This is a genomic window from Rheinheimera gaetbuli (assembly GCF_054781935.1).
In genome coordinates this window covers 241563-262899 of record NZ_BAAGTL010000024.1, presented here as the reverse complement: position 1 = coordinate 262899, position 21337 = coordinate 241563, and the positions used below count along the sequence as shown (strand labels likewise).

Here is a 21337-nt window from a genome sequence, read left to right as displayed (position 1 = left end):
AACAGCTGTGCGGCCTGCTATGCGGCTGGGGTGCAGCGCCGAAGCGGCTTATAATCTCTGTTCTGCAGTCTACACGGGCAATACGATGACAGAACAAGAAGGGGTCATAAAATTTCAACTGGATTTCAGCCCACAGCCGGCGCTAAGCGCTGCGGATGTGGCTGAGATCAACAGCTGGCGTGCCATTATGCTGCAGCTGGGCATGCTGGGGCAAACACCACAGCGCTATGACAATTATGGCTTTGGCAATATTAGCCAGCGCTTTGGTGCGGATAACCGGTTTGTTATCAGCGGTACGCAAACCGGCGGTATTGTGCAAATGCGGGCGGCTGATTATGCTCTGGTCACACTTTGCCTGCCAGAGCAAAACCGCATAGCCGCTAAAGGTGAAACCAAGCCCTCATCTGAAGCCATGACCCATGGCCAGTTGTACCAGTTAAGCCGCGATATCAACTTTGTTATTCATGCCCATTGCCCACAGATCTGGCAACTTGCAAGCGCTTTAGGGTTGGTGCAAACCCGCGCTGAAGTGCCTTACGGCACGGTAGCCATGGCCGAGGAAGTAGCGCGGCTGTTTGGTGATACTGATGTGCTGCAACAGGGCATCTTTACCATGGCCGGGCATGAAGATGGTGTGGTGGCGTTTGGCGGTTCGGCCCAGCAGGCGGCACAGCGGCTGATCTGCGTTTATGCTGCAGCACTCAAACGCGGCGCTGTACCAAACTAACGCAAAACTGCGGCAATGTGCTGGCAACCCAGCGTATTGCCCGCTAAAGTCATAACACCAGTGTCTTGATATCAATGACGATTTATGCAATTTCCAGCCAGTGTTAAACAACAAACTTGCAGTGACTGTTTAAGCGGCCAATCACTGGGTTTTCAAATTCGTATGGCGTTTCAGCCGATTATTGATTGGCAAAGCAAAAGTATCTTTGCCTACGAGGCGCTGGTGCGCGGGCCGCAAGGCCAGGGTGCCGGCTGGGTATTTCAGCATATTAACGATGATAATAAGTACTATTTTGATCAGGCTTGCCGGGTAAAAGCGATAGAAACTGCAGCCAAACTAGGTTGCAAAACCTTGCTGAACATTAACTTTTTACCCAATGCGGTGTACAACCCGGAAACCTGCATCAAAGCCACCATTGAGGCGGCCGACTTATATGGTTTTGATTTACACAAGCTGGTGTTTGAGGTGACGGAAGGTGAGCAGATTCCGGATAAAGATCATTTAAACCGTATTTTCCGCAGTTACGCCAAGCGGGGTTTTTATACTGCAATTGACGATTACGGTTCCGGCTTCGCGACTCTGGATTGGCTGATAGAGCTAAAGCCGCATATTTTAAAGCTGGATATGCAGCTGGTACGCAATATTGAACAAAATCCGCCCAAGCAATTTATTATTGAGCAAACCATAGCGCAGTGTGAATTGCAGGGCACTAAGGTGTTGGCAGAGGGCGTAGAAACTAAAGCCGAGCTGGATTATCTGTGCTCAGTTGGGATTCGTTATTTTCAGGGTTATTATTTTGCCAAACCAGAATTGGAGCGGCTAGCTACGCTATCCGATATCAGTAATTTGCTATAAAACCGGCGCTTTGCAGCGCCGGCTTGATGCTTAGAAATTGTAACTGACTTTGCCATACACTAAACGGCCAGAGCGACCATAAGGTGAATAGTTGGAGAACGGTGTGTTGCCGGTAGTATTAAGATTTATCGGGTAGGCCTGCGGATATTGATCAAATATATTATCCATACCGACCGCCAAACGCCAATTTTCGGTAATATCAAGCCGTCCTTCTATATCTACCAATGTTTTTGCACTAAGCAAAAAATCATTTGCGGCTGTGCTGCCTGGCGTTAACACTTCTCCATACCGGGTGGCCCGCAAGGTGGCGCTCAGCCGGTCCAGGTTCCAGTTTACAATGGCGCCCAGCTTGTCTTTCGGGTTGCCTTTTTCAAAGGTCAGCACATTTATCCGGCCAAACAGCGTAGGTGCCGGGTCGAGCGCCGACAGTTCTGCCGTTTGTGGAATGCGCGTTACCTTGGTTTCGTTATAATTGGCAACGAAGGTCAAATCAAAATCACCTGCTGCATGAGTGGGTAAGGACCAGTTAACCACCAGATCCACGCCTTTGGTTTCGGTATCTACGCCGTTAATGAAGAAACGGCCACCGGCCACGCCAATAAAACCTTGTTGTGCCAGATACTGGCCGACATTGGCCTGGCTGGCGGTGGTGCCGAGGTTTTCGGACAACACGATGCGGTCATCAATATTAATTTGATAGCCGTCGAGGGTTACCGACACCTCACCCAGGCGAAACACCGTTCCTAGTGAAAGGTTAACCGATTCTTCAGCATCCAGTGGCTTGGCACCTAATGCAATGGCCACCGGATCGTTCACCGGAAAGGTGGCGATATCAAAAGGCACACCGCTGACAAAATTGGTTGAGGTAGTGGCAAAGTACTGCTGTTGCAACGACGGCGCTCTGAAACCGTTTTGCAGCGAGCCGCGCAGGGCAAAGCTGTCGCTGATATCGTAGCGTAGCGCTAGCTTACCAGTAAGATTGCTGCCAAAATCCGAATAATCTTCGGCCCTTAGCGCTACCGAGCCCAACACATTGTCAGTCAGGTTAGCTTCCATATCGACAAACACACCAATAGCACGCCGGTTTTCATCCACCTGATTTGATGGTCTGAAACCAGCGAATACCTGAGCGCCTGAAGGTGCGGGGGTACCATTTGGCAACAGCACGCCGCCATTGCGGTAAGAGTCTGGCTCACCGGCAAAAATGTTATAGCTTTCGCGCCGGGCTTCAATGCCGGTTGCTATATTTACCGGTGACGCAAAGGCGGCAACATCAAAACTGGTTACCGCAGAAAAGTTAGCGACAATCTGATCGTAGTTAAAACCGCCTGCGTCAAATACCGTTTTGCTTGTGGGGCCAATAGAGCGGTTTACGGTATTCTCGATGGTAAATTCCATCTGGTTATAACCGTATACGACAGACGCATCGAAACTCCAATCACCACTGTCCCACTCGTAACCCACTGCTGAGCTGCTGTCGGTAACATCAGGTGCAATAATAGGTAAAAACCCATCAGGGTGTACTTCAATGACATTGCGGTTATCCAAAGCTCTGCGATAAAAACCGCCGGACTTAGCCGCCCTGTCCTGATAACTAATCCAACTATAGAGTTTGCCTGGGCCAATGTTCAGCCCGGCATTGGCAAATAAGGTGAACTGCTGTACTTCGGGCTCACCGTACCAGGCATTAAAACGATTGATACTTTGCTCGCGCGGGTCAAACCCGCTATTTACTAACGGATATTGTTGGCGGTAATCCCAGCCGCCGCGCTCAGTGCGTTCAGCATCTTTATACTCGGCCGATACGGTCACATAACCTTTGCCATCTAAATCAAAACCTTTCCAGCCTGACAGTGTCAGGGTTTCGCCGTCGGTAACAGAGCGCGTTATCTGTTGTGGGGCACTCCAGGTTGCACCAGCAGGTGGTGGTGTGGTCGGGGTGGTGTAGCTGCTATCACGATAGCCATAAGAAGCGGTTAAATTGCCGCCCTCGCTGGCTTCGCGCAGCCGCACATTTAATACGCCGGCGATGGCGTCAGAGCCATATTGCGCTGAAGCGCCATCGCGCAGTACTTCAATAGCCTGCACAGCGGCCATCGGAATAGTATTTAAATCCACTGCCGAAGCGCCACGCCCAACGGTGCCGTTGACATTAACTAATGACGCTGCATGGCGTCGTTTTGAATTTACCAGCACCAGCGACTGATCCGGCCCCAGGCCGCGCATAGTTGCCGGACGAATGGTGTCTGTGCCATCGGCCAGGCCAGGGCGGGGAAAATTAAATGACGGCAGTGCTACCGATAGCGCCTGGTTTAGTTCAGTGCTACCAGAGCGTGCCAGCGACTCGGCCCCGACAATATCAATAGGGACAGCGGTATCGGAAACCGAGCGGCCAGCTACCCGTGTGCCGGTAACGACAATTTGTTCTATCTGCTGGTCTTCTGCTGCGTCAGCACTGTCAGCCTGCTGCGCATAAGCGTGCCCGGCGCCAAGCGCGGTTGCAAGCGCCAAACTCAAAGTGGCGGGTTTAAAGTTGCGCATAGTGTTCTCCATGTATTTTTTTGTTGTTACCCGGTATAGATTGCTTGTTGTAATGCTCTGTTTATTCTGTAATCACCTGATAAGGTAATATAACTGTAGCTCATGCTAGTAACTTTGTTATAGCATGGCCGTCCAGATGGCTTATATGCGACAATAGTCGAGATGGTTCAGAGGGTAGGAGTAAAAATGAAGAAAGACACACACCTGATACATGCAGGTCGCGCCAGGCAATACACCGGCAACGTGGTTAACCCGCCTGTGGTGCGTGCGTCTACTATAGTGTTTGATACCTTTGCTGAGTTAAAACACGCGACACAACAGCGTGGCAACCGCGTGCCATTTTATGGCCGCCGTGGTACCGAAACCCATTTTGCTTTGCAACAAGCCATCTGTGAGCTGGAAGGCGGCGCCGGCTGTGCCCTGTATCCTTGCGGTGCAGCCGCGATAAGCGGTGCGTTGCTGGCCTTTTTAAAAACTGGTGATCACTTATTGATGGTCGACAGCGCCTACGAGCCAACCCGGGCGTTGTGCGATAAGTTGTTAGCGGGCCTCGGAATAGAAACCAGCTATTACGATCCGCAAATTGGTGCGGCTATTGCCGGTTTAGTTAAGCCTAATACCAGGGTGATTTTTCTCGAGTCGCCCGGTTCGTTAACCTTTGAAATGCAGGATATTCCGGCTATTACCGCAGTAGCAAAGCAGCACAATATCGTCACCATATTGGACAACACCTGGGCTTCGCCTATTTTGTGTCAACCCTTTGAGCTGGGTGTCGATATCTCGGTGCAATCGGCTACCAAATATATCGTTGGCCATTCCGATGTGATGCTGGGCACCGCCAGTGCCAATGAAAAACACTGGCCACAACTGCGCGAACACAGTTACTTAATGGGCTATTGTGCCTCGGCTGATGACGCCTACACCGCACTGCGCGGTTTGCGCACGCTGTCGGTGCGGCTAAAGCAGCACCAACAAAGTGCGCTTGCGGTAGCCAACTGGTTAACGCAGCGGCCGGAAGTAGCAACTGTGCTGCACCCGGCACTGCCAAACCACCCGGGTAACAGCATTTTTCAGCGTGATTTCAGCGGCAGCAACGGTTTGTTCTCGTTTGTGTTAAAGCAGGGCAGCCAGCAACAGGTAGAGGCGTTTATCGAGGGCATGGCGCATTTTAAAATGGGCTTTTCCTGGGGCGGCTACGAGAGCTTAATTACCGCCACCATGAAAGTGCAAAACCTGCGTACAGCCACAACATGGCCATACAGCGGGCCGTTAATTCGCCTGCATATTGGCCTGGAAGATGTGGATGACTTACTCGACGATCTGGCGGCGGCCTTTGAGCGGTTTAATCAGACAGAGTAAGGCATAACTTTATGGTGTCGATATTCATCCTTGCTTTGTTCCGGTTTGAAAACGTCACCGAAGCCGCAAAACCGGAAACCGAAAATACGATTAGGAAATGCCCACAAAAACCGGGCATTACTTAATCTTTTCACTATTAAAACATGAGTAATATTTTAGGGTCAGATCAAAATTAAACCCGATGCCTAATTTAATTTCTATCTTACACCGAGGGGCTAATGGGTGACCCCTTTTATTAATTGGCTGCTATCTGCTACCCCAGTACGAATAAAAACGCATAAGCAATGGCGAGTAATGACACAACCAAGCCCAGCACAAGAGAAGCACCAGCTGGTTTTTTGCGTGATTCAGCTTGTTTAAGCCATGTAACAAACGCGACCACAGTTGCAGCTACAACACCTAACGAAAGGCCAATATAAGCAACTGCAAAAACGCCGACAGCGATTAAGCCGTTACCCAAGTCGTTGTCACGTGCTCCTGCAAGCCAAATATGACTGGTAGCAAAAGCGACAAATAGCACAACCAGCAGCACGCTGAAGCAAATTATCAAAATATGAGTACGATGCATTTCTACCGCCCAAATTTAGCTCGGAAAGCCGTGCAGCGGGTTGACGTCGCAGCCAGCGCTTTTTGCTGGCGATAATATTTGATTGTTATGCCGTGATGCTGAATCTAACAAAGCTGAGATAAAATACTCGGGATTATCAACACCAATGAAAATTGAATTAACCGACCCCAACGGCTCTGAAAGTTCAATTCTGATATTAGGATTACCTGAGTAATTGTAACGCTTTACAAATTTCGAGCGAGGAACAAACTCGTTATTTCTTTCAATTTTAACAATGTTCTCTAACGGTATTACCAAAGGCTGATAAAGTCCATAACGAACAAATACCTTATTACAAATTAAAGAAATTGGCCTTCTCGAAAGTGCCCGATATTCTGCAATAAAAAATACCAAACTAAAAATCGTGAGTAATGTGACAATATTTGCGGCAAGTGGTGACCAGATAAAGTGCAACACCAGATGCATAATTGGTATTTCAAACGCAATGAGGAAGATGAAACCTAGCAAGTTACTTTTTGCGCCATCTTTCTGATGATAGGTAAAGTGTTGCTCACCTCTGAAATGTTCTGGTTTTATGCGGTTTGCAAAAAATGCAAATGTCCACATCCTCGTTTCGAAAGTCAATAAAGACGCAACCGGACTTTCACCCAAATATTTTTTTATTGGCTTTTCTATCGAAAGATCGGGATCTTCACTCTTGCCGATGGCTGCTTTAATCGCAAGATACACTGTTAAAATTGCAACAAGTTCAAACAATAGAATAACAGCCAAGACAAAATAGCGACCATTTTCAAGATAATGCCAGATCAGTTTACTTTGCTCAGGAATAATGTAACTACCGATCAGAACAGCTAAGCAGCTCAAAACAAGAGCTTTTAACAAGCCTTCTTTTTTGTCTTTAGCACAGAAGACGCAGATTATCGGTAGTACTATTAATGCATCCAAAAGAAACAGCAATTCAAAATTCGCGCTGCCATAATCATTTAGCTTGCTGTTAGATTGGTAATAGAAACTCCACCATATCGAAATACAGACAAGAAATAAAAACGGAAGTTTTGATTTGAACGAATCATTCATTGATATCTCCGAACGGCATAACGCCGCCATACACGCGAGCAGCTTGTTGCGAGTGGCGCCGAAGGCGCGTTGTGCTGGCGTTTGTTAGCGCAACTTAGATACATACTAAGTAAACAAAGCCTCAAGCTGTGCTTTTTGTTCAGGGCTAAGCTCATTTAGTGTCTGCAATGCATCTTTAAGGGCTGCTTTGGCATCTTCTGTCATTTTGAAATGTAAGTAAGCCTTAATTAAGGCTGTATGAGCATTCAACGATTGAGGATAATTTGCTCGACTCCACTTCATTAACGCCAACGCATCATCTTGCCGGTTTAAATATTGCAGCCACCCAGCGTAACCGTTGGCTTTATCTTGCGGGATCATGATGTCTGTTTTGAGTAGCTTCGAGCGACTGGCAAATTTTGCCTGCAAATCAGCCAACGTTTTAGGCTCACCTTCTGCAATAGGCCATTCGGAAAACAGATATTTTAACGCGGCATACTGTCCTTGCAGCACTGTCGTATTGTGCGTTTCATCGCTAAAAGTCTGTGACGCGACAGTCAACTTGTCAGATGGATAACGTGCTAACAAATCAACAAAGCGTTGATAAGGCTGTGTCATGGTTGGTTCTTCATTAGCTATCGACACATACAAGCGCCCTTGTAACTGTTCGCTTTTTAAAGCCTGCTCAGCTAATCCCAGCAACTGCTGGTTGTTCCAATATAAAGACGGGCTGATGGCGATAACGCCATGAAACAAGCCTGGTCGTTTTACCAATGCATTGATAGCAAACTGACCACCATGCGACGTACCAGACAGAACTTGATAGTCCAGAGTACGGTACTGTTGTTTAACTAACGGAATTACTTCGTTCTCAACAAAGGATAAAAATCTGTCTGCATTTTCCAGTTGATTAGGGTTTTGCTTCTCTGCACTGGTCACCGTCAGATCTCTGGCACGTGTTTCAGGCGGGTTAACAATACCGACAACAATCATTGGCGGCATCTGCTCGAATTTTGCTAAATAATCTACCGTACCGGCCGTATGTGGGCCCTGAATGTCGCCATCAGTGAGGTACAATACCGGATAGCGCTCCTGACTATTTTGATAACGCCATGGCAAATAAATCACCAAGTCACGCTTTTCGCCAAGCACGGCACTGTCAATCACCAGTTCTTGTAAAACAGGCAGGTGCGCTGCAGCCCAGCTACTCCAGTGGCTTCCCATTATTAGCAACAGTAATCCGTATATTACTTTTTTCATTGTTCTTCCTTAATTTTATAACGCTACCCGTAACCAGGATGTGAGACGATTTTAGCGCTAACGCCACGCGCATGCTTGAGAACTTGCTCGCAGGGGCCGAAGGCCCTGAATGACGCAATTGTTATGTTTCACTGAACTCTGAACGGAGCAAGCCGAAACATTTGAGGTCATGAAACTTATTCTTCCAATATCCACACTCACGCCGAAGCCCCTCCTCTTTAAACCCAAGCCGACGGAGCAATGACTCAGAAGCGCAATTACCTGGAATTGTATCTGCCTGAACACGGTGCAGTTCACCACAAGGCAAATAACCCGAAAACCCAGCAGCAATAATGGCGCGCACAGCTTCTGAGGAATAACCTTGCCGCCAAAACTCAGGATGCAGGTCATAACCAATAACGGCATTACGCATTTTGCTGCTCCACGAGTTAAAGCCGCAGGTGCCTATCAATCGACCAGATGACTTTAACCGGATGGCCCACCTGATACCCTGCTGCTCCTCATATCTTGATTTAAAAAGACTAATCAAATTAGCCGCTTGGCTATTTTCCCGAAACACATCTAAATCGTAGTATTCAACCACTGATGGATTAGAGAACAAACTGAACAGATCAGCTTCATCATCAACACGAAGTTCTGTAAGTAATAGCCGTTCAGTTTCTAATGATGGAAATGCCATTTAAATTCCTTTTTCAACATAACGCCGCCAGCAACTGCCGTAGTGAACTGGCTGCTTTTTTGCGGCTTTTTGCAAAAAAGAAGACAATTTACGGAGGTCAGATTGACTGGCCTTGTTAGCCATTTCTCTCCTCAACATTCACCCAAATTCCAGCATATACAGGGGAATCCCAATATATTCCAGCTCCGCTGGGATATCCTTCCTTGTGTTGTATTAAACTATCAGATTGTGATTCAAATATCGTGAACCGGAACTGCTTTGAGATATTTGCCTTAGAGTTATCAGTTGCAATTGAAATCTCCAGAGAATAATCGCCTGGCTGCCAATTGTATTTCCTATTAAATAATTCATTAAGTGGCTTAACAATTTCTGGAGGCGCAAGGGCGAAGTGTTTTTCACCATGTTCGTCTTTCTGCCGAATTATTTCATTCTTCAGCTTCAGCTCCGCCTCCCTGTATGTTTTTTCATCGTTTCTGTCGAAGTAATTCAGAAAGCTTGTGAGGTAATTCCATTCTTCTTCTGGTTTTAAATTAAAGCTTGTAAGTAGTACTAACTGATTATCTTTTGGGTCAGACACGTAGGATTGAGCTGGTAAATACATAATATTTTGACCATCTCTAGCTATTTTGACATCTATTTTCCGTACGCGAAGCGAGCGGCCGCCGACATTTCTTAAAATTAGGTGGACTTGTAAGTTTGGATTGCCAACCTTGTGTGTAATAAAAATCCGAGAATAAACTTCCAAGTCCAATCTGGCTTTACGCATAAGAATATGTATTGGCGGAAGTTGTGATAGTACCAGCGCAGTAAAGGAGATCGCCACAGACCAAAATTTCCAATCGGTAACAATTTGGTTAAATGTCATTACTTGGTACTCTCCTTGTTTTGATGGCTAACGCACGCCTAAACGGCGAGCAACTTGTTGCGAGTCCAGCGGCCGCAGGCCGCGATGTTTAAGGCGCTTGTTATAAAACACGAACTGGGAACTCATTAACTACTTTCCGTAGCTCTTTTAAGGAAACCTCAAGCTCAGTTTGATCAAGTTCAGCAAAAAACTTCAGCTCGTTACCAGTGCCGACCTGATCAAGCGCTATACCATTCAGGGAAATTCCACCCTTGCCATTTCCTTCAAGGGTAAAAACAAGCTGGCTCTCCATGGAATCAAATTTAGCAGTGCCTTTCAAACTACTATAGAGCTTTTCTGCCTCAGTTAAAAAAGACTTCAAATCCATTGTTAAAAAAGCTGCATCAAAGCAACCTTTAAAACCGCCAAATGACAAATCAACAGTCACCGATAACCAGTTGTCATCATAGATACATCCAGAGGCATCTCTTTCATATCTAAGTATCTGTATTTCAATACGACCGCGGTGTGAATTGCCGATGGAAAAACGCATGACTATCCCTGTGTTTTATAACAGCTTATTCAAAGGATCAAAACCCGCGAGTTGCGTGTTTACGATCCCGCAAGTTGCAAAATTGCATTTAGTCTAGGCTTGTAGCTATTTGTAAATCAAGCATTTTAAACTTGTAGCAGGTTTGAGCCAGTAAATTACGGGTGAGGCACCCGCAAGTTGTGGATAAAAAACTCAAGCGTAGTTACTGGTGTTTTAACCCGTTATATTTACTTGTTTTTGTAGCCGGTGTTCTGGCCGTTATATTTGTCGCGCGCTACTTGGGCAGGGGCAGTTAAGCAGGCGGCGTTTGCCGCCTGCTACCTGGTTTAGAAACTACACTTATTTACACCGGCGTTGGCCAGTACGTGGGCTTTTACCTGGTTTGTGGGTAACAGGTTAAAGCTGTACGGCAGGTTTAACACGGCGGTGGGCTGTACATTTGGCCCGGCGATAATGCCGTCGCTGGGGTATTCCTGCCAGGTAATATTGCTAAAGCTGTTACCGCGGGTATCCCAGTAGCCAATGGCGTTGGAATAAAACGACACTATCGGGTTTTTGGCATTTTCAAATACATTATTTTCAATGCGGATTTCAGCGCCCATCCTGCTGTTAATGCCGCTGTCCTGAATGTCGTTGTAGTAATTGTTGTAAATATGGCCCTGGCCGAAGCGGAACAGCGGCAGGCGCGAGTTTACCTTGTGCCAGTGGTTGTGGTGAAAGGTAATACGGCGGTTGTAGTTGTCGGAGTCGCTGCTGCCCCACAGCGACGTTTTCCAACTGTCGTGCAGATAGTTGTAAGAAATAGTCACATTATCCACGTCTTTTTTACCGCTTATCAACTCGTCGTAAAAGTCTTTACCGACATTCAGGCTATTGTAGATCTCATTGTGATCTATCCAGATATTGCGCGCCGGGCCTTCGATAGTTATGGCGTCTTTATCACCGGTGTTAACATAACGCAGCGTCAGGTTACGGATAATAACGTTATTGGACCGCCAGATTTTAATGCCAATACCATCGAACAGCGCATTGTTGCCTACGCCGATAATACTGACGTTATCCATGTCTTTAATATCAAACTTACTTACCCCGCCGGAGTTGCCGGGTGTAATAGTGCCATTAACACGAATGGTTAATGGCCGGTTTAAATCACGGTTTTGCAAGGCTGAAACCAGTTGAGCACCGGTATTTACCGTTACCGTTACTGCATTGTTGCCGCCGCCGCCGCTGGTGCCGCCATTAAGCGAAGCATAGCCTTGTGGTGAGGCAGCACAAGCACCGATTGGCCCTGGTTCGACCGGCACAACTGGATCTGTAGGGTTTCCACCGCCAGTGTTCAGGTACACTTCAAACTCGGCTATGCGAGGCGCAGAGCTGGCGCTGAGTATTTCCAGGTTAAGTTTTTTGGTGCTAACGGTGTTGAAGTTAATGACTCTATTGCTACCGATGCCTGTACCCGTAGCCAATACCGCGCCGTTGTCATTATTTACCAGCCGCCAGTTGGTAACATTATTGCCTTGCTCGCGCAGTACTACCTGGTTTGCACTGACAGCGTTGCTCCACTTCACCGAGACGCGTTGGCTGGTGTTAGTAGCCGGTTGCCAAAAGCTTTGCAGATCCGCATCTTTTACATTGCCATAGCTGCTGCCGCTGGCTTTACTCGAGCCGTCAGAGCCTGCGCCGGGGCCTGTTAGAGAAAGGTTGTTGGCGTGCACTGATGTGCCAAAGGCCAACATGAGCGTGATCAGCGATATTTTAAATCTTTTATTGTTTTTCATAGGTCATATCCTCTGTTGATCGTGTTTGCACCTTTTGGATTGGGGTGCCAATTAAGGCTGCAACAGAGCCAGACACTTTGCTATTCCATATGTGGACGGTATTTCTGATATCAGATTTTTTTTGTTAACTCATTTTAAGCGTATGATTTTTAATGGTTTGTATTTCTGGTTTCGGGGGGTTGTAATAGATTTATCATCTTGGTGTCAGATGGTACAACACAGGCTGCGTCTACAGCGGCTCAGTTTGCACCGCTACCTCTGCCGGCAATACGGCTAGGATAGATTTTTATGCACTACCTTGCTGGCAGTGGTTGGTAAATCGACAGCTAAATGGCGCTTAAACATTGCGCCGTTTGATTATCTGCCACACGTTTTTTGAATGAATATTCAGCAATCGGTAATTTTTAAGCAATTTTAGCTGGCGATTTAGCCGGAACTCCATACAATGCCGCGCTTTTGAAGTGCGCCGTTTGCTAACTGCAGCGGCGGCTTGGTTGTATCGGCCATACGCTGGCTGCTTTATCCGGAGTGAATATGTCAGTACGTTTTTCATCTGCGACCTGTGGTCGCCTGAGTCTGGTTGCCGTTGCAGTAGCTGCGGTAAGCCCGTTAACCGTTGTAGCGCAAAGTACAGAGGCTGCGCCAGAGCGCATTCAGGTTACCGGCTCACGTATTCTACGTGAGGGAGCCATTGCACCGTCGCCGGTTACCGTTATATCAGGCCGTGATCTGGTAGAAACCGGCGCGATGAACATTGGTGAAGTGTTAAACGCGTTGCCGTCGCTGGCAGCGACTTATTCTCTGGCCAATGCCGGCCGCTCTATCGGTACTGCGGGTTTAAGCCTGTTAGACCTGCGCGGCATGGGCGCGTCGCGTACCTTAGTATTGGTAGATGGCCGCCGCCATGTGGCTAGCAGCGCCGGTACCGCGTCGGTTGATACTAATAGTATTCCTACTGCCTGGTTAGATTCTGTTGAAATTATTACCGGTGGTGCTTCAGCAGTATACGGCGCAGATGCAGTAACCGGCGTGGTTAACTTTAAGCTGAAAAAAGACATTCAGGGCGTTGATCTGGTGGTAAGTAAAGGTTATGCCGAAGATAACCCGTACGACAACCACAAGCTGTCGCTGTCGTTTGGTACTGACTTTGCCGGCGGCCGGGGCAATTTTGCCGCAGCCGCAGAGTACTCAGGCCAGGACGGCATGAATGCCACAGAGCGCAGTGCTACCCGCACAGCGTATATGTCGGTTGCAAACCCGGCTAACAGCGATTATCGCGATGTTAACGGCGTATTTGTGCATGATGGTATAGCCGACAAGATCACCGTGGCCAATGCCGGTTGGTACGACAGCTCAACCGCGGGTAATTTTGCCTTAAACGGTAACTGGTACATTTTTAACCCGGACGGTAGCGTGCGGCTGCAAGACCTGGGAACTACCTACGGCAATATTGAACATTGCAGCAGCTGCGAGTTTTTGAACCTGCGCGAATATCAGGACTTACAACCGGGCTTTAACCGGCAAAACCTGAATATGAAGGTTAACTTTGACCTGACCGACAGCATTAACTTGTTTGCTGAAGCTAAGTACGCCCGCAGCAAAGGTAGCAGCGAAGGCCAGCCATCGTTTTTTGAATACAGCTCTGCTATTGCTATTGCCCGTGACAACGCCTTTTTGGACAGCAGTATGGCGGCCTTGATGGATGCCAATGGCTTAAACTCAATCCGCATTCATCGCTTTCAAAAAGATGCCGGCCGCCGTTTTGAGCAAAATACCCGCACGACTTCACGCTTTGTAGTGGGCGCGCAGGGCGAACTGACAGCAGATTGGGCATTTGAAACTTACCTGACACATGGCGAGACCAAGCTGGAGCAGGTTAACTATAACAACCTGATCCGCGCTAACTTTGCCCAATCGGTGGATGCTGTTGTCGATGATAGTGGCAACATTGTTTGCCGCGATGCTGGCGCACGGGCTAAAGGTTGTGTACCTACCAGCTTGTTTGGTGATAACGCCATTAATCAGGGCGCCCGTGATTGGTTTAATACTACGTCTTATAGCCATAGCACAATTCAACAAACCGTGGCCAACGCCAGTGTGAATAACAGCGCTGTGTTTGAACTGCCGGCCGGCAATGTCGGTTTTTCTGCAGGTGTGGAATACCGCAAAGAGCAAAGTGAGTCGGTGCCGGATGCGTTTGCTGCCACAGGCGCCACTTTTTTAAATTCGCTGCAGTACATGCGCGGCGAATTTAACGTAAAAGAAGCCTTTGCTGAAGTTTCCATACCGTTACTGGCCGACTTACCGCTGATATATGATTTAGCATTTGATGCTGCCGTGCGTTATGCCCGTTACAGTACCATCGGTGATGCCACCAGCTGGAAAGCCGGCTTAGACTGGAGCATTAACAGCGAGTTACGTGTAAGGGCGACGTATTCAGAAGCCTTACGCGCACCAAATATCAGCGAGTTGTTTGGCCCACAAAACCAAACTTTCTTCCGCGTAACGGACCCTTGCGCCACTACAGAGCGGCAAAGCCAAACCCGGCTGGATAACTGTGCTGCTATTGGTATCGCTGCCGACTTCGAGCTAAACAGCCCGGCGGCGACAGTTGAGGGTTTAAACGGTGGCAACCCTGATCTACTGGCTGAAAAATCTAACAGCTATACCCTGGGCTTTGTTTACCAGCCAGAATTTATCCGCGGCTTTAGTCTGACGGCGGATTACTGGTCTATCGAGATTGACGATGCTATTGCGTCAATTACGGCGCAAAATATTCTTAACCGTTGTGTCGACTCGGCCAGCGGGCCAAATATGCAGTTCTGTAATCTGGTGCAGCGTGACCCGGTAACACAAAGCTTGCAGCTGATCACCTCGGTAGTGCAAAACGTAGCGGCGCAAAGTGCCAGCGGTGTAGATTTAGAGTTGGGTTACGATTTTGATACTGCGGCTGGCCGCTTTAACACCAAGTTAATTACTACCTGGCTGGAATCGCGCAAAACCTTTTCGTTCCAGAACTTCCCGGCAGAGTTTATTGAAAATGCCGGCACTGCCGGAGATGCCAGCTGGCAAGCCAACTTGAGCGTAAACTACCGCTACGATGCCTGGACCGCTGGCGTTAAAACCCGCTACGTCGATGCGGTATCGCTGTACACCGCCCAATCATTGGCGCTGAACCCGGACCCAAGCGACATTATGGGCTACGGCAGCTATTTTGTTACCGATATGCGTATAGGTTATGATTTTGCCAGCGGTGTGAAACTGGCGCTGGGTATAGACAATATGTTTAACCGGGACTTACCAGGCGTTAGCACCGGCACCACTGCAGAAACCGGCTTGTACAATAATATTGGCCGTTTTTACTACACCAGTTTGTCTTACGCATTCTAAGTTAATCTGTGTTGTGCAAACCCGGCCTTCGCGCCGGGTTTTTTTATCTTGAGCCAGCATACCTGAGATTGACCTGCCGCTTGGTTCTTCTACAATAGCGCGAATTAAATCTTGGAGTACGCCGGATGAGTGAGTTAACTGCAGTATCGTCAGCGGGGTTACGTGGCAAAGTGCTGGCCTGGTTAGCATTGCCCTGGGTGCAGCGCACCTTATTAAGCTTAATCTTAATTAATGCCGCCATTTTGGGGTTGGAAACCTCAACCGCGATAATGGCCGTGGCGGGCGGGCAACTGATATTGCTGGATAAACTGATCCTGGCGGTATTTGTGGTGGAAATAGCGCTGCGCATATACGCTCACCGGCTGGCGTTTTTTAAAGACGGCTGGAGCCTGTTTGATTTTATTGTCGTGGGTATTGCGCTGCTGCCAGCCAGCGGGCCTTTTGCCGTGCTGCGCGCGCTGCGGGTATTACGGGTACTGCGGGTGCTAACCTTTGTGCCCTCGATGCGCAAAATTGTTGGGGCATTAATTCAGTCGCTTAACGGTATGTTGTCAATCGCCATGGTGTTGGCGTTGGTGTACTACGTGGCTGCCGTAATGGCAACCAAGTTGTTTGGTGAGGCTTTTCCTGACTGGTTTGGCAGCCTGGGAGCATCGCTGTACACGTTGTTTCAGGTGATGACACTGGAGAGCTGGTCTATGGGGATTGCCCGGCCGGTAATGGAGCAGTTTCCTTATGCCTGGGTCTTTTTTGTGCCTTTTATTCTTATTGCCACCTTTACCATGTTAAACCTGTTTATTGCGGTTATCGTAAACGCGGTGCAAAGCATGCACGATGAAGAACACAAAGAAGAGCATGATGCTAAACAGGCTACCCAGCAGCAATTGCTGGTGCAGATGCAGCAGTTACAACAAGAACTGCAGCAACTGCGTACAGAGTTAAAAAAACCTACTGCAGAATAAACTCTTCCAGCGAACGGCCGCTAAGGCGGCCAATTTGCATAAACATATAGATAATCGCACCCATCAGCATCACCATGCTGGGCAGCACGATAACCGGGTAGCTTAACCAGGTCATGCGGCCCAGCTCTTCTGCGTAGGTAGTGGTGCCAGGCTGGCTTACCACTATGGCTTTGGCCAGCACATAATTAAGAGCCGATGACATAAAAAACGCCGCGGCAACAATATAACCGGCGCGGGCCATACGCTGGTTAAACAGGGCGCTGTTATTTTGCTCTGCCAGCGCCTGTTCTAACTTTGGCAGGTCCAATAATTCGGGGTTAATCAGTAATTTTTTCACCAGCGGGTAAGGCGTATATTGGCTAACAAGCACAATAATGCCTATCAGGCCTGGGATCAGTGCTTCTTTTATGGCTATATAAGATGGCGGCAATTGCAGCAGGCTAATGCCGCCGGTGAGCAGCACGCTAATAATGCCCAGCACCGAGAAAAAGTTTACCTTGCCAGATTGCTTCAGCTCCCACAGGCCAAACAACAGCGGGAACGCTAACGCTACCACGACTGCCCACACCGGGCCCAGCGTATCATCGCCGCTGAAACGGCTTAAAATAATGGCGGGTATTGCCACATTTATTAACAGGTTAGATAACAAGCCGGATTTTTTCGGCTTGGCTTGTCCGGCTGGGGCAGTATCGGTCATAAGGTGTCTGCGTAGTGGTTGTTTGTTGGTCAGTATATCAAGTTAGCTTTAAGCAGCAATCTGTTCGCTCAGGTTAAGTTGCCAAACAGTTCGGTCAGGGTTAGCTGCACCTTCCAAAATGTTGCCATTTTATCATGCTAACAACCCGCTGCTCATGCGGGCTTTTTCTATTTCTGATTTTTTGGTTATTTGGTATTACCAATTTCGTTGCCCGTTTTGTAATCAATCAGTGTTGAGTACCAATTGATTACAGGCTAGGGTGGTAAAACACAGGGTAACTGAGGTAACTAAAATGGACCATTATGCAGCACTAAAAGCCAATGTGGGTTTATTGGGTACTAAGCTTGGCGACACTATTCGCAGCCAGTTAGGCGATGCCTTGTTGGAGCGGGTAGAGCAAATTCGTCAGCTATCCAAAGCTGCGCGCCAGGGGGAAGAGCTGCAGGCCGACCAGTTAAAACAGGTACTGCAAAGTTTGTCTGATGACGAGCTGCTGCCGGTAGCCCGCGCCTTTGCCCAATTTTTAAATTTAGCCAACTTAGCCGAGCAGCATCACAGCATTAGCCGTATTGGCCACGCCAGCATTGAAAAGCCTGAGCCATTGCAAGAGCTGTTTAGTTTGCTTGATGAAAAGCAACTGGATACGGCGAAGGTGCAACAGGCAGTGGCCAGTTTATCGATAGAGCTGGTACTTACTGCACACCCGACCGAAGTATCGCGGCGTACCCTTATTCATAAACTGACCGAAATTGCTGGCTGCTTAACCGAGTTAGAGCAAGACTTAACAGCAACCCAGCAGCAGCGGGTTGAGCTGCGGCTAAGTGAACTGATTGCTCAGGCCTGGCACACCAATGAAATTCGTGAACAGCGGCCAACGCCGGTAGACGAGGCTAAATCGGGCTTTGCGGTAATTGAAAGCTCGCTGTGGCAGGCCATACCGGACTTTTTACGTGAACTGGATACCAAGCTGGTTAGCGCAACGGGCAAAGGGCTGGCGCTTAATGCCGCGCCGGTGAAGTTTTCTTCCTGGATGGGCGGTGACCGTGACGGCAACCCCTTTGTTACCGCTAAGGTTACCCGCCAGGTATTGCTGCTGAGCCGCTGGAAAGCGGCCGACTTATTCGCCGCCGATCTGGATTTTCTCAGCAGTGAGTTGTCGATGTATCAGGCCAACAGTGCGCTACGGCAAGCCGCGGGTGAGGCAAACGAGCCCTATCGCGTGGTGCTGAATCAACTTCGTAGTGGTCTGCTGCGAAGCCGCGATTGGTTGACCGAAGCGCTGAAGCATGACCGCTTGCAGCGGCCGCAAGATCTGATCTGGCACAACCAGCAATTACTTGAACCCTTGCTGCTGTGTTATCAGTCATTGCTCGACTGCGGTATGGCGGTCATTGCCAATGGCCGGCTGCTTGATACCTTGCGCCGTGCCTATGCTTTTGGTGTCACCCTGTTAAAGCTGGATATCCGCCAGGATGCCGGTCGTCATGCTCAGGTCTTTGCTGAATTAACCCAGCACTTGGGGCTGGGTGATTATAGCGCCTGGGACGAAAGCGCGCGCCAGGCGTTTTTACTGGCCGAGCTGGCCAACCGCCGGCCGCTGTTTCCGAAAAGCTGGCAGCCGTCGGCCGATGTACAGGAGGTGCTGGATACCTGCGATATCGTCGCCTGCCATGGCAGTGAGGCGCTAAGCACCTATGTTATTTCTATGGCCGGCAAACCATCTGACGTGCTGGCTGTGCAGTTACTGTTAAAAGAAGCCGGCATTAGCTTTCCAATGCCGGTGGCACCGCTGTTTGAAACCTTAAGCGACTTACAAAACGCGCCCGATTGTATGCGCAAACTGCTTAGCATCGACTGGTACCGCGGTTACATCAATGGTAAACAGGAAGTGATGATTGGCTACTCCGACTCGGCCAAAGACGCCGGTGTATTTGCCGCAGCCTGGGCGCAGTACAGTGCACAGGAAGCTTTAGTGGCCATTTGCCAGCAAGCCAAGGTGCAGCTGACGCTGTTCCATGGCCGTGGCGGCACTATCGGCCGTGGCGGCGGCCCGGCGCATGCGGCAATTTTATCGCAGCCACCGGGCTCGCTGGCCGGCGGTTTGCGGGTAACCGAGCAGGGCGAGATGATCCGCTTTAAATTCGGTTTGCCGCAATTGGCCGAGCGCAGCCTGGCGCTGTATGCCAGTGCCGTGCTCGAAGGCATGCTGTTACCGCCGCCGGTACCTAAACAAAGCTGGCGCGAGCTGATGAGCCAGCTGGCAGAAGGCTCCTGCGAGGCCTACCGCGCTGTGGTGCGCCACAACCAAGACTTTGTGCCGTACTTTCGCGCCGCCACGCCCGAGCAAGAGCTGGGCCAGTTGCCACTCGGCAGCCGGCCGGCCAAACGTAACCCGACCGGTGGCGTAGAAAGCCTGCGGGCAATTCCATGGATATTCGCCTGGTCGCAAAACCGCTTAATGCTGCCAGCCTGGCTCGGTGCCGGCTCGGCGCTGGCGAAAGCCGCTGAGCAGGATAACGCCGCATTGCTGGATGAAATGCAGCAGCAGTGGCCGTTTTTCGCCACCCGTATGTCGATGCTGGAAATGGTGTTTTTAAAGGCCGACAGCGATATTGCCGCTTATTACGACAAAGTGCTGGTGCCGGATGAGTTAAAGCACTTAGGCCAGCAACTGCGCGCCCAACTGACAGCCGATCGCGAGCTGCTGCTAAAGCTTATTCACAGCGATACGCTAATGGCGAAAGAAAGTTGGATTAGAGAGTCGATAATGCTGCGCAATACCTATGTCGACCCGCTGCATATCCTGCAAGCCGAGCTGTTGCATCGGGTAAGGCACCAACCAGAGCGGGTAAGCCCGACCATTAGCCGTGCTTTAATGGTCACCATAGCCGGTATCGCTGCCGGTATGCGAAATTCGGGTTAGGCCATCTCGTTTATTAAATGCAGAACCAGCATAATGTGAGCTGGAATTAAGGCGAAGGGATTGGGTTTACTCTAAGCCGACCGTTGACGGCATGGACGCCGACAAATTCGTCCGGAGCGAATTTGAACAGCTCTGCTGGTCCGTAAGGATAAACTTCAGGGATGAAGTTTATAATTCGAGCCTACAGGGACGTATTTATGGCGTGTCGGTGTGAGTGAGCCGAATCCCGATGACACAGGACAATCGGGTATTATGCTCACTTATGCGTTACTGGCATTGGTTTCGGCGGTGGCGATGGCCAGCAGTGGTATTATTGCCCGCTTTAGTGGCCTTGCTGCGGCTGAGTTAACCTTTTACCGGCTGGCGGTTGGCGCGCTCTGTTTGCTGCTGTTTGTCGGCATAAGCGGCCGGCTTGCGCTGCTAAAAGGCAAACCCGACTGGCGCATGGCGGTAAATGGTGTGCTGCTGGCCGGTTTTATGCTGAGCTTTCTAAGCGCCATTGAATATATCAGTCTGGCTAATGCCATTATGCTGGTGTATCTGGCGCCGCCGTTGTCGGCGTTTATTGCGCACTGGCTATTGCAGGAAAAACTCGACCTGCCCGATAGCAGCCTGATTTTGCTGTCGTTTCTTGGCTTTGCTATGTTACAGCAGTTTAAGTTTGATTTAGTGCTCGACGCCAGTCAGTTACCCGGGTTGTTATGTGGCTTGCTGTCGCTATTGTGTTACAGCGGCTTTTTGCTACTAAACCGCCGCGCCTTGCCGGCGCATTCGCAACTGCAACGTACTTTTTACCAGCTTATTATTGGTGCTTGCTGCGTGCTACCGTTTTTAACCTCGATGCAGATGCCGCAGGCAGACGATCTGCTTTGGATAGCGCTGGCTGGTATCTTCCCGGGCTTTATTGCCATTTACTGCGCCATTATTGCGCTGCAACATTTACCCACCCGGGTGTACGCCACCCTGGCGTATCTGGAACCAGTCACGGTAATACTGGCCGGTTGGTTGCTGTTCAATGAAAGCTTAAGCACGCTGCAACTTGGCGGGGTGCTGCTGATTATTGCTACCGGCTTGTTGCTGGCGCTGCGGCATAAACCGGCCAGGGCTGTTGTCGCTGTGGCCGATGCGGTAAGGTTGTAAGCCGG

At 49.3% G+C, this 21337-nt stretch carries 16 protein-coding genes; 7 read left to right on the top strand and 9 right to left on the bottom strand.

What is annotated here, in order from left to right; genetic code table 11:
* The first annotated feature begins 85 nt into the window (after window positions 1-85).
* Entirely contained in the window at window positions 86-727 is a 642-nt protein-coding gene (locus ACYVIC_RS14945; protein ID WP_460861231.1) for a class II aldolase/adducin family protein, read from the top strand.
* Window positions 728-811: 84 nt separating this feature from the next.
* The gene (locus tag ACYVIC_RS14940) at window positions 812-1582 is read left to right on the top strand and encodes an EAL domain-containing protein (protein WP_460861229.1); all 771 of its coding nucleotides are present in this window, start codon (window positions 812-814) and stop codon (window positions 1580-1582) included.
* 30 nt (window positions 1583-1612) lie between these two features.
* Here ACYVIC_RS14940 and ACYVIC_RS14935 read toward each other — a convergent pair whose 3' ends face one another.
* The gene (locus tag ACYVIC_RS14935) at window positions 1613-4123 is read right to left on the bottom strand and encodes a TonB-dependent receptor plug domain-containing protein (RefSeq protein WP_460861226.1); all 2511 of its coding nucleotides are present in this window, start codon (window positions 4121-4123) and stop codon (window positions 1613-1615) included.
* 186 nt (window positions 4124-4309) lie between these two features.
* On the opposite strand from ACYVIC_RS14935, the gene ACYVIC_RS14930 reads away from it, so the two are divergent.
* Window positions 4310-5482 (top strand): cystathionine beta-lyase, encoded by a 1173-nt coding sequence (locus ACYVIC_RS14930; protein ID WP_460861224.1) that lies wholly within the window; start codon window positions 4310-4312, stop codon window positions 5480-5482.
* Window positions 5483-5735: 253 nt separating this feature from the next.
* On the opposite strand, the gene ACYVIC_RS14925 is transcribed toward ACYVIC_RS14930, so the two are convergent.
* The 7 genes from ACYVIC_RS14925 to ACYVIC_RS14895 all read right to left on the bottom strand — a co-directional run bounded on the left by ACYVIC_RS14925 (window position 5736) and on the right by ACYVIC_RS14895 (window position 12220).
* Window positions 5736-6050 carry a hypothetical protein gene (locus ACYVIC_RS14925; protein WP_460861222.1) on the bottom strand — a complete coding sequence of 105 codons (315 nt, stop codon included), beginning with the start codon at window positions 6048-6050 and terminating at the stop codon, window positions 5736-5738.
* Window positions 6051-6065: 15 nt separating this feature from the next.
* Entirely contained in the window at window positions 6066-7127 is a 1062-nt protein-coding gene (locus tag ACYVIC_RS14920) for a hypothetical protein (protein ID WP_460861221.1), read from the bottom strand.
* Window positions 7128-7232: 105 nt separating this feature from the next.
* Window positions 7233-8366: an alpha/beta hydrolase gene (locus ACYVIC_RS14915; RefSeq protein WP_460861220.1), complete on the bottom strand. Its 1134-nt coding sequence runs from the start codon at window positions 8364-8366 to the stop codon at window positions 7233-7235.
* Window positions 8367-8487: 121 nt separating this feature from the next.
* Window positions 8488-9045, bottom strand: a complete 558-nt coding sequence (locus ACYVIC_RS14910; RefSeq protein WP_460861218.1) for a GNAT family N-acetyltransferase — start codon at window positions 9043-9045, stop codon at window positions 8488-8490.
* Window positions 9046-9160: 115 nt separating this feature from the next.
* Window positions 9161-9910, bottom strand: coding sequence for a hypothetical protein (locus ACYVIC_RS14905; RefSeq protein WP_460861216.1), 750 nt, complete (start codon window positions 9908-9910; stop codon window positions 9161-9163).
* 100 nt (window positions 9911-10010) lie between these two features.
* Complete coding sequence (locus ACYVIC_RS14900) at window positions 10011-10442, bottom strand: WapI family immunity protein (RefSeq protein ID WP_460861215.1); 432 nt, start codon at window positions 10440-10442, stop codon at window positions 10011-10013.
* 326 nt (window positions 10443-10768) lie between these two features.
* Window positions 10769-12220 (bottom strand): pectate lyase family protein, encoded by a 1452-nt coding sequence (locus tag ACYVIC_RS14895; protein ID WP_460861213.1) that lies wholly within the window; start codon window positions 12218-12220, stop codon window positions 10769-10771.
* Between the two features lie 534 nt (window positions 12221-12754).
* Here ACYVIC_RS14895 and ACYVIC_RS14890 point away from each other — a divergent pair.
* Together ACYVIC_RS14890 and ACYVIC_RS14885 are read left to right on the top strand one after the other, a co-directional pair.
* Window positions 12755-15610: a TonB-dependent receptor domain-containing protein gene (locus ACYVIC_RS14890; RefSeq protein WP_460861211.1), complete on the top strand. Its 2856-nt coding sequence runs from the start codon at window positions 12755-12757 to the stop codon at window positions 15608-15610.
* Between the two features lie 125 nt (window positions 15611-15735).
* A complete protein-coding gene (locus ACYVIC_RS14885) occupies window positions 15736-16572 on the top strand; it encodes an ion transporter (RefSeq protein WP_460861209.1) in 837 nt (278 codons plus the stop codon).
* Here the strand turns inward: ACYVIC_RS14885 and ACYVIC_RS14880 are convergent.
* Window positions 16559-17269, bottom strand: coding sequence for a VC0807 family protein (locus ACYVIC_RS14880; protein ID WP_460861207.1), 711 nt, complete (start codon window positions 17267-17269; stop codon window positions 16559-16561). The two genes, ACYVIC_RS14885 and ACYVIC_RS14880, sit on opposite strands and share 14 nt — an antisense overlap.
* Window positions 17270-17561: 292 nt before the next feature.
* Here ACYVIC_RS14880 and ppc point away from each other — a divergent pair, with 292 nt between their 5' ends.
* Together ppc and ACYVIC_RS14870 are read left to right on the top strand one after the other, a co-directional pair.
* A complete protein-coding gene (gene ppc / locus ACYVIC_RS14875) occupies window positions 17562-20192 on the top strand; it encodes a phosphoenolpyruvate carboxylase (RefSeq protein WP_460861205.1) in 2631 nt (876 codons plus the stop codon).
* 210 nt (window positions 20193-20402) lie between these two features.
* The gene (locus ACYVIC_RS14870; protein WP_460861203.1) at window positions 20403-21332 is read left to right on the top strand and encodes a DMT family transporter; all 930 of its coding nucleotides are present in this window, start codon (window positions 20403-20405) and stop codon (window positions 21330-21332) included.
* Window positions 21333-21337 lie beyond the last annotated feature (5 nt).

Bases quoted from the DNA above. Each gene is read 5' to 3' on its own strand.
- ACYVIC_RS14945 (WP_460861231.1), top strand. From the start codon at position 86: ATGACAGAACAAGAAGGGGTCATAAAATTTCAACTGGATTTCAGCCCA.
- ACYVIC_RS14940 (WP_460861229.1), top strand. From the start codon at position 812: ATGCAATTTCCAGCCAGTGTTAAACAACAAACTTGCAGTGACTGTTTA.
- ACYVIC_RS14935 (WP_460861226.1), bottom strand. From the start codon at position 4,123: ATGCGCAACTTTAAACCCGCCACTTTGAGTTTGGCGCTTGCAACCGCG.
- ACYVIC_RS14930 (WP_460861224.1), top strand. From the start codon at position 4,310: ATGAAGAAAGACACACACCTGATACATGCAGGTCGCGCCAGGCAATAC.
- ACYVIC_RS14925 (WP_460861222.1), bottom strand. From the start codon at position 6,050: ATGCATCGTACTCATATTTTGATAATTTGCTTCAGCGTGCTGCTGGTT.
- ACYVIC_RS14920 (WP_460861221.1), bottom strand. From the start codon at position 7,127: ATGAATGATTCGTTCAAATCAAAACTTCCGTTTTTATTTCTTGTCTGT.
- ACYVIC_RS14915 (WP_460861220.1), bottom strand. From the start codon at position 8,366: ATGAAAAAAGTAATATACGGATTACTGTTGCTAATAATGGGAAGCCAC.
- ACYVIC_RS14910 (WP_460861218.1), bottom strand. From the start codon at position 9,045: ATGGCATTTCCATCATTAGAAACTGAACGGCTATTACTTACAGAACTT.
- ACYVIC_RS14905 (WP_460861216.1), bottom strand. From the start codon at position 9,910: ATGACATTTAACCAAATTGTTACCGATTGGAAATTTTGGTCTGTGGCG.
- ACYVIC_RS14900 (WP_460861215.1), bottom strand. From the start codon at position 10,442: ATGCGTTTTTCCATCGGCAATTCACACCGCGGTCGTATTGAAATACAG.
- ACYVIC_RS14895 (WP_460861213.1), bottom strand. From the start codon at position 12,220: ATGAAAAACAATAAAAGATTTAAAATATCGCTGATCACGCTCATGTTG.
- ACYVIC_RS14890 (WP_460861211.1), top strand. From the start codon at position 12,755: ATGTCAGTACGTTTTTCATCTGCGACCTGTGGTCGCCTGAGTCTGGTT.
- ACYVIC_RS14885 (WP_460861209.1), top strand. From the start codon at position 15,736: ATGAGTGAGTTAACTGCAGTATCGTCAGCGGGGTTACGTGGCAAAGTG.
- ACYVIC_RS14880 (WP_460861207.1), bottom strand. From the start codon at position 17,269: ATGACCGATACTGCCCCAGCCGGACAAGCCAAGCCGAAAAAATCCGGC.
- ppc (WP_460861205.1), top strand. From the start codon at position 17,562: ATGGACCATTATGCAGCACTAAAAGCCAATGTGGGTTTATTGGGTACT.